This is a genomic window from Rhizobium sp. CC1099 (assembly GCF_029714385.1).
GTDB lineage: Bacteria > Pseudomonadota > Alphaproteobacteria > Rhizobiales > Rhizobiaceae > Rhizobium.
This window is the reverse complement of record NZ_CP121641.1, coordinates 845,493-857,158: the sequence shown is the minus strand read 5'-3', so window position 1 is coordinate 857,158 and position 11,666 is coordinate 845,493. Positions and strand designations below refer to the sequence as shown.

At 62.2% G+C, this 11,666-nt stretch carries 10 protein-coding genes; 2 read left to right on the top strand and 8 right to left on the bottom strand.

The window, feature by feature from the left end; translation table 11 throughout:
• Positions 1 to 51 precede the first annotated feature (51 nt).
• The 3 genes from QA644_RS04275 to QA644_RS04265 all read right to left on the bottom strand — a co-directional run bounded on the left by QA644_RS04275 (position 52) and on the right by QA644_RS04265 (position 3,847).
• On the bottom strand, positions 52 to 1,458 hold the full coding sequence (locus QA644_RS04275; protein WP_283071227.1) for a HAMP domain-containing sensor histidine kinase: 1,407 nt from the start codon (positions 1,456 to 1,458) through the stop codon (positions 52 to 54).
• The gene (locus QA644_RS04270) at positions 1,455 to 2,201 is read right to left on the bottom strand and encodes a response regulator transcription factor (protein ID WP_283071225.1); all 747 of its coding nucleotides are present in this window, start codon (positions 2,199 to 2,201) and stop codon (positions 1,455 to 1,457) included. Before QA644_RS04270 ends, QA644_RS04275 begins: the two co-directional genes overlap by 4 nt.
• An 83-nt stretch (positions 2,202 to 2,284) precedes the next feature.
• Entirely contained in the window at positions 2,285 to 3,847 is a 1,563-nt protein-coding gene (locus QA644_RS04265) for a Do family serine endopeptidase (RefSeq protein ID WP_074067098.1), read from the bottom strand.
• A 263-nt stretch (positions 3,848 to 4,110) separates the two neighbouring features.
• Here QA644_RS04265 and QA644_RS04260 point away from each other — a divergent pair, with 263 nt between their 5' ends.
• Entirely contained in the window at positions 4,111 to 4,701 is a 591-nt protein-coding gene (locus QA644_RS04260; RefSeq protein WP_283071223.1) for an ankyrin repeat domain-containing protein, read from the top strand.
• Positions 4,702 to 4,742: 41 nt separating this feature from the next.
• Entirely contained in the window at positions 4,743 to 5,264 is a 522-nt protein-coding gene (locus QA644_RS04255; protein ID WP_074067096.1) for a YHS domain-containing (seleno)protein, read from the top strand.
• 2 nt (positions 5,265 to 5,266) lie between these two features.
• Here QA644_RS04255 and QA644_RS04250 read toward each other — a convergent pair whose 3' ends face one another.
• From QA644_RS04250 to ccmI, 5 genes are all read right to left on the bottom strand, one after another.
• Positions 5,267 to 7,483, bottom strand: a complete 2,217-nt coding sequence (locus QA644_RS04250) for an adenylate/guanylate cyclase domain-containing protein (RefSeq protein WP_283071221.1) — start codon at positions 7,481 to 7,483, stop codon at positions 5,267 to 5,269.
• Between the two features lie 91 nt (positions 7,484 to 7,574).
• Positions 7,575 to 8,030, bottom strand: a complete 456-nt coding sequence (locus QA644_RS04245) for a cytochrome c-type biogenesis protein (protein ID WP_074067094.1) — start codon at positions 8,028 to 8,030, stop codon at positions 7,575 to 7,577.
• A complete protein-coding gene (locus QA644_RS04240; protein WP_283071218.1) occupies positions 8,027 to 10,015 on the bottom strand; it encodes a heme lyase CcmF/NrfE family subunit in 1,989 nt (662 codons plus the stop codon). The genes QA644_RS04245 and QA644_RS04240 overlap by 4 nt, the downstream gene beginning before the upstream one ends.
• Entirely contained in the window at positions 10,012 to 10,464 is a 453-nt protein-coding gene (ccmE, locus tag QA644_RS04235) for a cytochrome c maturation protein CcmE (protein ID WP_074067092.1), read from the bottom strand. Before ccmE ends, QA644_RS04240 begins: the two co-directional genes overlap by 4 nt.
• The gene (ccmI, locus tag QA644_RS04230) at positions 10,461 to 11,594 is read right to left on the bottom strand and encodes a c-type cytochrome biogenesis protein CcmI (protein WP_283071216.1); all 1,134 of its coding nucleotides are present in this window, start codon (positions 11,592 to 11,594) and stop codon (positions 10,461 to 10,463) included. The genes ccmE and ccmI overlap by 4 nt, the downstream gene beginning before the upstream one ends.
• Positions 11,595 to 11,666: the final 72 nt, after the last annotated feature.

Here is an 11,666-nt window from a genome sequence, read left to right as displayed (position 1 = left end):
GCGCTGCCATACGAGCCCCTAACCTAGGGTCACAATCCGGGGCGGCCAACCCTAAGCAGGCTTGACGGGGAAAATCACGCTGACGGTAAGGCCACGACCGTCTTCTTTATCCGGATCTGTATCGGAAAGCTCCAGCGTGCCGCCATGCAGTTCCATCACTGCCTCGACCAGCGAAAGGCCAAGCCCCGTGCCGGGCTTCGACCGGCTCTCGTCAAGCCGCGCGAAGCGCTTTATGACATCCTCGCGCTTGTCGGCGGGGATGCCCGGCCCGTGGTCGGCGACCGAAAGGCAAATGCCGTTGGGCCGGCGCAACAGCTTCAGACTGATTTCACCGCCCTTGGCATCCCCGGAATATTTGATCGCGTTGTCGATCAGATTGAAGATCGCCTGGCCGATCAATTCGCGATTGCCTTGGATGGATATGCCGGGTTCGATGCTGGATGTCAGCACCAGTCCGGCCTCATCCGCAACCGGCTCGTAAAGTTCGGCGCTGTCGGCAACAATCGTCGAAAGCTCGATTGGCGACATCTCCGCGGCGACAGAACCCGCTTCCACGCGCGAGATCATCAAAAGCGCATCGAAGGTTCGGATCAGTTGATCGGATTCCGAAATGATCCCGTCCAGAGCCAGGCGGCGCTGATCCTCATTGGCCGTGTCAATCGCATCAGCGGCCTTGTTGCGCAGGCGCGTCAGCGGCGTCTTGAGGTCGTGGGCAATGTTGTCGGAAACCTGCCGCAGGCCTTCGTTCAGCTTTTCGATGCGCTCCAGCATCGTGTTCAGCGAAACCGACAGGCGGTCGAACTCGTCGCCCGAACCGCCGACCGGCAGGCGCTGCGAGAGATCGCCCGCCATGATCTTCTTGCTTGCGGCGGACATGCGATCGATCCGCTTCAGCGCGTTGCGGCCGATACCGAACCAGATGATGATGGCGCCGAGGCCCATGATCGCAAGCGCGATCATCAGCGCCTGGCGCACCAGCACGCGGAAGCGCTCGGGCTCGCCGAGATCGCGGCCGACGAGAATGCGCAGGCCGTTGTCGAGCACAAAGATATTGGCGATCGCCATGTGGCGGCGGTCGACCCCGCTGTCGGCGTAGCGTTGATAGAAGAAGGGAACGGAGGTCCAACCGGTTTCCTCAAAGACGCCCGGCTGCACCGAGGCGACGTTGCCCGCAAGGATATCGCCCGACGGGCCGGCGATGACATAGAGATTGGCGCCCGGCTGACGCGTGCGGCGCTCCATCGCGCGCAGCAGCGCGTTTATGCCCCCCAGATCATACGCACGCCTGACCACATCGACTTCTTGCTGGACGGCCTCGCGGATCTGCCCGCTGAGCAGCCGCTGCGACATCGCCGTCACGTAGAAGACGAGCGTTGCGGCGCAGATTGCGAAAAGCAGGATATAAAGGGCCGAAAGGCGGACTGCGGTGGACTTGAAGAGAACCCAAAAACGGCTCATCCCTCGTCCTTGATCATGTATCCCGCACCGCGGATCGTCTTCAGCAGCGGCCGGCTGAAGTCCTTCTCGATCTTCGAGCGCAGGCGCGAGACATGCACGTCGATGACGTTCGTCTGCGGATCGAAATGGTAATCCCAGACATGCTCGAGCAGCATGGTGCGCGTGACGACCTGCCCGGCATTCTTCATCAAATATTCGAGAAGGCGGAATTCGCCCGGCTGCAGCGGAATTTCCTTGCCGCCGCGCCGGACTTCATGGGAAAGCCGATCGAGTTCGAGGTCGCCGACGCGGTAGACCACGTCCTGCTCCGGCGTCCCCTTGCGACGGCCGAGCACTTCGACACGGGCGAGAAGCTCGCTGAACGCATAGGGCTTCGGCAGATAGTCGTCGCCGCCGGCGCGAAGGCCGGTCACGCGGTCATCGACCTGCCCCAGGGCGGAAAGAATGAGAAGCGGCGTATGGACGCCCTTGCGCCGCAACTCGCTGATGACGGAGAGCCCGTCGCGGCGCGGCAGCATGCGGTCGATGACGATCACGTCGTAGCTGTTTTCGGACCCCATGAAGAGCCCGCTTTCGCCGTCGCTTGCATGATCGGCGATGATGCCCGCCTCGCGAAAGGCCTTCGTGAGGTAGGCCGCGGCTTCGAGATCGTCTTCGATGATGAGAATCTTCATCCGGCCGACATTACCTGCCAGTTGCGTTTGGGCAAGGCTCAAAGCGTCATCCTGTCGCAGTGGGGTCATCGCCGTCGTCCTTGAAAAGATGGAGAAAGGGAGCCGCGCGGAGGTCGGATCGCGGCTCCCCTTTTTAGGCCAAGGTGGGAGGATCAGCCTTGGCCGTTGATCGGCAGCGCAACGAAGCGGCTGCCTTCCTGGGACTGGATCTGGAAGAGAGCCCGGGTGCGGCCGTCCTTCTTCGCCTGGTTCAGAACCTTGACGACATCATCGGCGTTCGAGACCTGCTGGTTGTTCACCGAGGTGATCTTTTCGCCTTGCTTGATGCCCTTGTCGGCAGCATCCGAATCCGCGTCGATGCCGGTGATCGTCAAGCCCTTGCCGTCATCGGAGGGGCCAACCGTCAGGCCGAGATCGGCAAGCGCCTTTTCGGATGCCGGTGCCTCAGGCTGCGGTGCCGGACCACCATTGTCGTCGTTGGAAGCGTCCTTCTGGTCAATCGGCAAGGTGCCGAGTTCAACGGTGAGGGATTGAGCCTTGCCGTCGCGCCAGACCGACACTTCGACCTTGCTGCCAGGCTGCATGGCGCCGATACGGCGGCTCAGATCGCGGGCATCCTTGACCGTTTCGCCGTTGACGGCAGTGACGACGTCGCCTGCCTTCATGCCCGCCTTCTGGCCCGGCGTTCCATCCTGAGCCGAGACGACCAGCGCGCCGTTGGCTTCCGATAGGCCGAGCGAATCGGCGATGTCCTTGGTAACCGGCTGGATCTGTACGCCGAGATAGCCGCGCGAAACGGTACCGTCCTTCATCAGGTCGGCAACGACGTCCTTGGCGGTCGAAGCCGGGATCGCGAAGGCGATGCCGACGCTGCCGCCCGACGGCGAGAAGATCGCGGTGTTGATGCCGACCACCTGGCCACTGAGGTTGAAGGTCGGACCACCGGAGTTACCGCGGTTCACGGCTGCGTCCACCTGCAGGTAGTCGTCATAAGGACCGGAGCCGATATCGCGGCCACGGGCCGAAATGATGCCTGCCGTTACCGTGCCGCCGAGACCGAACGGATTGCCGACCGCCACGACCCAGTCACCGACGCGGACATTGTTGTCGTCAGCCCAGTTGACATAGGTGAACTTGCGGCCCTTTCCGTCAACCTTGAGCACTGCGAGGTCCGTGCGCGGGTCCCTTCCGATCAGCTTGGCGTCTAACTCGGTCCCATCGGTCATGACGGCAACGAAGGCCGAGCCGTCGGAAACGACGTGATTGTTGGTGACGACATAGCCGTCCTCGGAAATGAAGAAGCCGGAGCCCTGCGCGACTGGGCGCAGGCGGCCCTTGCCATCCGGTGGGCCAAACCTTCTGTTCGGACCGCCCTGCGGACCGTTCGGGCCTTGTTCGCCGAACTGCCTGAAGAAGCGCTTCAGCGGGTGGTCGTCGGGAAGATCGTCGAAACCGCGGCCGTTGAAATCGAACGCGAAGCCGTCGGTGCTGTCGGAGGCCGGATTGATGCGGGATTCGACGCGAACGGAAACGACGGCCGGTGAAACGGCGTCGACGACATTCGCAAAGCTCGGGACCGACGGAGCTTGAACATTGACAGCTTCGGCGTAGGAGCGCGTGATCTCAAGCGGCACACCGGTTGCAAACACGGCGGCAGCGAGACCTGCGACAGTGGACGCCTTCAGCATCGTTTTGAGGGAGGGAGTCTTGAACATTTTAGGCACCTTCTCTTCTTCTTGTCTTCGTCCCGGCCAATGCCGGATCGGTCGATGGATGAAGATATAGGATGCCGCACCTTACTGCGAACTGTCCGCATAATGAAAAATTCGTAATGTAGGAATAAGCGCTCTATAAATTTCAATGTCCGAGGCAGCCTCGACGGGTTGAGCGCCGTACTTCTTGCTCCCCCAGATATATTCATGATATCTTAAAATATTCTTCCGATCCGGCGAGGATGCCTTGGGGCAAGGGTCATGCGATGAGGGTTGTCGGAATATCTGCGTTGGGTGTCTTGCTTGGGATCTCGCTCGCCTGGGCTGGTCCTCTGCACGATGCGGCAAAGGACGGCAATCGCGAACATGCCGGCCAGCTTATCGATCAGGGCGCGAATATCGCCGAGCCGGATGCGGCAGGAGAGCCGCCTCTGCTGATCGCGGCACTTGCCGGAAACAAGGATATCGTCGCACTTCTGCTCGAAAAAGGTGCCGATATCGAGATCAGAAACAAGGGCGGGCTGACGGCGTTGCACGCGGCAGCCTATGGCGGGCATCTCGATGTCGTTGAACTGCTCGTATCGAAGGGTGCGCTGATCAATGATGAAAAGAACTTCTACCAAATGTCGCCGCTTCATGCTGCGTCCGAAGAAGGTCATGCCGATGTCGTCGCCTTTCTCGTCGCGCACAAGGCAAACATAGAGGCGAAGGAACGCAACGGCTACACGCCGTTGACGCAGGCCGGATGGCGATCCCACTGGGATGCCGCAGACCTGCTGTTGAAAGCGGGCGCTGTTTGCCAGCAGGCCGACCTGGTCGGCGACTGGCTGTACGGCGAGTGCACGAAGCGGAAATAGCGCTTGCTGCATCTCATCGCCCGAACTGGGAGAATGGACACATGTCATATCGCAAGCAGACAGGCGGCGCTGCCGCCTATATTATCGCTGGCGCCGCGATCCTCTTGGCGTTTGTGCAGCCGGCATCGGCGGAAGAGCCGGTGAATACCGGCTATTTCGGGGACGTGGCGATCAAGGGCTACGATCCGGTGGCCTATTTCACCGAGAACAAGGCCGTGGAAGGATCTCCGGTCTATTCGTATCGGTGGCTGGGTGCCGAATGGCATTTCACCAGTTCCGAAAACCGCGACCGCTTCATTGCCGAACCCGGCAAATATGCGCCTCAATACGGCGGCTATTGCGCTGACGGCGTTTCCTTCGGAACCGTCACGACCAATATCGACCCGAAGGCATGGCGGATCATCGATGGCAAGCTCTATCTGAGTTACGATCCCGGTGCCGCGGAAGGCTTCGAAAAGAAGCCGACCAAGGTCGTCGACTCCCAAAAGCACTGGTCGGAGGTGCAGAGCACCTTGATTTCCGACAAGGTGCGCAAGGACTGGCAGCATATGTCGGCCGAGTGAGTTCACGGGGTCAGCGAGAAGAACTTCAGCGCCTGCGGGGTTACGTGAACATACTGGGCGCCGGCTTGTCCGGCGTCCTTGTTTCTGTAAACCTGCCCGCACACCATGCGATCGAGAAAATAGCCGCCGAACCGCTCGCAGAGCCTGTTACCCTGCACCTCCACCGTGCCGGTGATGTTGGTATTGGCGCTGCGGTAGGCGGTATTGCCGGCCTTGTCGAAATACTGGACGAACACCGTTCCGTTTTTGTGTTTTCCGCTCCACGTCTTGTCGCGGATCAGGTTGCGCAAGGCGTCTGCATCAAGCTGATCAGCTTCAGAACCGACGAACCCAAACGGCCATTCCGGAATCCCGGCCGCGCGCAATCCCGCTAGATGATGCTCCAGGTCGTCTTCGCGCCAGTAGTCGTAGAGATAGTTGTAGTAGGTAAGGTTGGCGTCCGGAAACAGTTCCAGAAGCTTGGCCTTCTCCTTCGCGCCGCGAACCCGGTCCCCTTCATACGCATAGGCTGCCGTCAGGTACTCGCGCGCAGGCTCTGCGTTGGGCAGCGCATCCCGCGCCGCCTCGATGAGCGGAATTGCGCGCCTGTTGTCCCGCGCGGTGTAAAAGACGATTCCGGCCAGCAGCCGGAAGCTCGACGGTGGAGCGGGATCGAGCCGCAAAGCATTTTCCATCTCAGCTACCGCTTCTTCGTGACTTCCCGTATGGACGAGGATCAAAGCCAGGTTGCCGAAGGCCTCCGCACTGTTGGGCTGCGCCTGTACCGCCCGGTTTGCCGAGTCCCGCGCCTCCGCGGCCCGACCGTCAACCAGCTGCAGCAGGGCGAGAACGGTGTGGGCGCGCGCATTGTCGGGGTCGAGCTTGAGCGCTTGTCCGGCCGCATCATAGGCGATCTTGCGCGCTACAGCCGCCGACCAGAGGAAGTTGTAGTCGTTGCGCCAGACGTCGACGGCAACGCGCGCAATGCCGGCATGCGCATCAGCAAAGTTAGGATCGAGATCGATCGCCTTCTGATAATAGGACAGCGTGCGCCGATAGGTTTCCACGTCGCTGTAGGCGAGGCCCTCCTGCTCTGCCCGCATGTAGTAATCGTAGGCTTCCAGATTGTCGCTCGGTATCCGCTCCAGCTGGGTGCGCTCGCCCTCGCTGAGTTCCACCGCGAGCGCGGAGATGATCTTGCCGGTGACGTCGTCCTGAATTGCGAATAGATCGGCATATTGGCGGTCGTAGCGCTCGGCCCAAACCGAAAGCCCGCTCAGCGCGTCGATCAGCTTGACGTTGATCCGCAGCCGCGGCCCCGCGCGCTGCAACGTGCCTTCGAGCACGTAGTGGACGCCGAGCTCCGCGGCGACATCCTGAATCTTTCCTGCACCGTTCTGAATGGCAAATACTGAATGCCTGGCGATGACGAAGAGTCCCGAAACCTTGGACAGCTCCGTGATCAGGTCGTCGGTCAGCCCCTGCGCCAGATGATCCTGCTCCGTATCACCGCCGACATTGATGAACGGCAACACCGCCACCGAAGGTTTGTCCGGCAGGGGATAGGCGAAGCGCTCGACCAGCGTTGGCGTCAGGCCAAGCTCCCACGGCTGCCACCAGTAGGCTGTGGCAGCGGCCAAAAGCAGGACGGCAATGGCAGCCGCTAGGCCGGCAGGCATCCTCAACAGACGCTTGAAGCTTCTCGGCAATATCCGGGCTTTATTCGGATCCAGCACGACCCGGTAGACGCGGATCGGCTCGACGATGCTCTTCACTTTTTGCCTGCCAAGCGAGGTGTAGCCGACATCAAGCTTGGTTTTTACCTGATCGTAAGTCGTGCCGGAGATCGCAATCCCGCCCGGCTCGGCCAGCCCCTGTATGCGGTCCGCGATATTGACGCCATCACCCTGAATGTCGTCGCCCTCGACAATGATGTCTCCAAGGTTGACGCCGATGCGGAAATCGAGCCGCATCGCTCCATCGTCGGATGCTTTTCGCAATGCCTTCTCGCGCTGTACGTCTATTGCGCAATGCAAGGCATCGACAACGCTGTGAAATTCGACAAGCAGGCCGTCGCCCATGGTCTTCACCAGCCGGCCGTGATGTTCGGTGATCTTGGGCAGGATGATGTCGTCCATATCCGCCTGGAAGCAGCGGCGCGTGCTCTCTTCGTCGATCTGGCTCAAACGGCTGTAACCGGCGACGTCAGCGATCAGAATTGCTGCAAGACGGCGCTCCATGTCTTCCCCGCATGCTGCGATGGCTCCCGGGCGCGCATCTTACCGCAGGTTGATTGGCGAAGCCATTATGCTGTCAGCAAGATGGGCGTGATCACTTGCCAAGCAGTTCGTCGAGCTTTGCCTGCTCCTCCGCCGTCAGCGGGCTACCGGTCGGCTTTCCCGCACGCCGCCGCGCGAACACCAGCAGTGAGATGCCACCTACGATGATCAGGAGCACTGGCGCGCCCCAAAGCAGGACGGTGCGGGTACTGAGTCTTGGCTTCAGCAGCACGAATTCGCCGTAGCGCGAAACGATGTAGTTCAGCACCTCCTCGTCGGTGTCGCCATCGGTGATGCGCTCGCGCACCAGCAGCCTGAGGTCCTTGGCAAGGTCGGCATCGGAATCGTCGATCGACTGGTTCTGACAGACCATGCAGCGCAGTTCAGCCGACAACGCCCGGGCACGCGCCTCGAGCGCCGGGTCGGCCAGCACCTCGTCGGGATTGACGGCAAAGGCTGGTGCTGCAGAAAGAAACAGCGCGATGGCGAGGAGGATCGGCCGGATCATTCCGCCGCCTCCAAGACCGGTTTTACCGGTTTTGCCTTGCGGCGCGGGGCGCCGACGCGCAGCCGCCGGTCGGAGAGCGACACGACGCCACCGACCGCCATCAGCAGCGTCCCGCCCCAGATCAACAGGATGAACGGCTTCCACCAGATGCGCACGACGATGCCGCCGTCCCTGGTCGGATCGCCGAGCGACACGTAGAGCTGGCTTGCCCCGAAGGTCAGGATGCCGGCTTCCGTCGTCGGCATCTGGCGGGCGGCATAAAGGCGCTTCGCCGACCAGGTCTCGGCGACCTCGGCGCCGCCGCGCCGCACGGTAAAATGCCCGCGCTCCTCGCTATAGTTCGGCCCTTTCGCCGGCCTGAGACCGTCGAAGGAAAGCGTGTAGCCACCAGCCTCGGTGGTCTCGCCCGGCTTCATCTCTAGCACATGCTCGGTCGAAAAGGCCGACACCGCAACGATGCCTATGACGCTAACGCCAAGTCCGGCATGCGCCAAGGCCGTGCCGAAGGCCGAGCGCGGCAGGCCTGTCAGCCGCTTCCAGGCGACATGCGCCTTCACCTTGCCGAAGCCTGCGCGATACCAGAGATCGGCAATGGCACCGAAGACGAGGAACAGCCCGGCCGCCAGCCCGAGGACCGACAGCACCGGCCCGCCGTGCTCGATGTAGAAGACGGCGATCGCCGCGGCGAAGGCAACCCCTGCCACGACATAGAGCCGCTGCAGCACGCCCAGAAGGTCGCCGCGCTTCCAGGCAAGCAGCGGCCCGAACGGCACGGCGACGAGCAACGGTGCCATCAAGAGCCCGAAGGTCATGTTGAAGAACGGCGCGCCAACGGAGATCTTGTCGCCGGTGAGCGTCTCCAGAAGCAGCGGATAGAGCGTCCCGGTCAAGACGGTGCCGCAGGCAACCGTGAGGATCAGGTTGTTCAGCACCAAGGCGCCTTCGCGCGAGACCGGCGCAAACAGGCCGCCCGCACTCAAACGCGGTGCGCGAAACGCAAACAGCGACAGCGCCCCGCCGATGAAGAACATGAGAATGCAGAGAATGAAGACGCCGCGGCTCGGGTCGCTGGCAAAGGCATGCACCGAGGTCAAGACGCCGGAGCGCACCAGGAAGGTGCCGAGCAGCGACAGCGAGAAGGTGAGGATTGCAAGCAGCACGGTCCAGATCTTCAGCGCCTCGCGCTTTTCCATCACCAGCGCCGAATGCAGCAGTGCGGTTCCGGCAAGCCACGGCATGAAGGAGGCGTTTTCGACCGGATCCCAGAACCACCAGCCGCCCCAGCCGAGTTCGTAGTAGGCCCAGTAGGAGCCCATGGCGATGCCGAGCGTCAGGAAGGTCCAGGCGGCAAGCGTCCAGGGCCTGACCCAGCGCGCCCAGGCGGCATCGATCCGGCCTTCCATCAAGGCGGCGACGGCAAAGGAGAAGCACACCGAAAAGCCGACATAACCGAGATAAAGCAGCGGCGGATGGATGGCGAGCCCGATATCCTGCAGCACCGGATTGAGGTCGCGGCCCTCGGCCGGTGCGGGATCGAGGCGGACGAACGGGTTGGAGGTCAACAGGATGAAGAGGATGAAGGCGGCGGAGATCCAGGCCTGAACCGAAAGCACATTGGCCTTCAGCCTGTCCGGCAGATTGCGGCCGAAGAGCGCCACCAGGGCGCTGAACAGCGCAAGGATCAGCAGCCACAGCATCATCGAGCCTTCGTGATTGCCCCAGACGCCGGAATATTTGTAGATCAGCGGCACCAGCGAATGCGAGTTCTCCCAGACGTTCCTGACGGTAAAGTCGGAGACCACATGGGCATAGGTCAAAACGCCGAAGGAGAAGGTCACTAGCGCAAAGAGCACGACGGAGCCGAGCGGCGCGACATCCATCATCGCCTGGTCAAGCCTGCGCGCGCCGATTGCCGGCACCAGCGAAACAACGATCGCTGCCGCCAGCGCCAGGACAAGTGCGTAGTGACCGATCTCGATGATCATTGCGTACCCTCGCCTTCCTGCCACAGACCCTGCGCCTTCAACCGGTCGGCAACGTCCTTCGGCATGTATTTCTCGTCGTGCTTGGCAAGCACCGTGTCGGCGAGGAACTCCCGGCTGCCGGCCGCAAACTTGCCTTCCGTCACGACCCCCTGCCCTTCGCGGAACAGGTCGGGCAGGATGCCGGTATATTTGACCTTTACCACATCGCCGCTGCCGTCGGTGACGGCAAATTCCACCGTCGAGCCTGCGCCGCGCACGACGCTGCCCTCGCCGACCAGCCCGCCGAGGCGGATGCGCGTCTCCGGCGCCACCGGTGTTTTGGCAAGATCGGCCGGCATGTAGAAATAGGCGACCGACTGGCTGAAGGCGAACATGACCAGCAGCACCGCGGCGAGGATGAAGCCCATGCCGCCGCCAATCACTGCCAGGCGCTTCTGCTTGCGCGTCATTCCGTTCCTCCTTCCGCCGCAATGCCGAGTTCGCGCGCCAGCGCCATCAGCTGCCTGCCCTCTTCGCCGTCGGCAGGAAAGGCCCCCAAGGCGCGCTTCAGCGCGCTTGCGGCACGATCCTTGTCGTTCAAGACGGCATAGGAGCGGACAAGCCGCATCCAGCCCTCGAAATTGTTCGGGTCTGCAACAAGCTTCGCATCGAGGCTTTCAACCATGCCGCGGATCATCTGCTGCTGCTCACTACTGCTCATATCCTGCGCCGCTGCGACATCTTCCTCTGTTGGATTTCCCGGCGCCTTGCCGTCCGCCACCGGAGCGCCGCCGTTTTTGGCGATATGCTCGTTGACCAGCGGCAGCCATGGCGCATCGGCGGGCGATTCTTTCGCCAGCGCCTCGAAGGCCGCCTTCGCCTGCCCCGGTTGCCCCGCCTGCTCCAGGCTCAGCGCCACGTAGAACCTCGCACGCGGATTGTCAGGCTCGAGCGAAAGCGACTGCTCCAGCACCTTGCGCGTCTCCTCGGTCACGACACCGTTGGCGCCCGCCATCAGCGTTTCGGCCAGCCCGTCGAGACGGATCGGGTTCGGCCCGAGCAGCCGGATGGCATTGCGGTAGGCCTTCTCCGCATCGGCGATGCGCATCGCATTGTAATAGATCGGCGCCAGCACGTCCCAGCCCCTGCCGTCTTCCGGATCCTCCGCCAGATGCCGCTCCGCCTTCACAATCAGCATCGCCATGTCGTTGCCAGGATCCGCCAGCCGATCCGCCAACGGCCGCGACGGCACATCAGGACGGCCGAGCGTGATGTAAAGACAGAGCCCGAGAACTGGCAGCAGCAGGAGAACGAAAGCCTCGCTGAAACGGTGCGGGCGAACGGGCTTGCGTTCCGTCTTCGGCTCGGCAGCCGAGACGGCAATCAGCCTGCGGCCGATTTCGGCCCGCGCATAATCCGCCTCGCCGGCCGAAATCAATCCGCCAGCCAAATCGCGATCGAGTTCGCGCAGCTGATCGCGGTAGACCGCCGCTTCGCCGGCACGGTCGTCGTCAACCGCCTTCGCGCCGCGCAAAAGCGGATAAAGCAGGAAGGCGGCAACAGCCGCGGTCATCGTGGCCACCAGAATCCAGAACATCATACCGGCCCAAATACTTGAAGCGCGGGGCCATTCCAACTGGCAAAGTCGGAATGACGAAGATTTGAGGCGTTT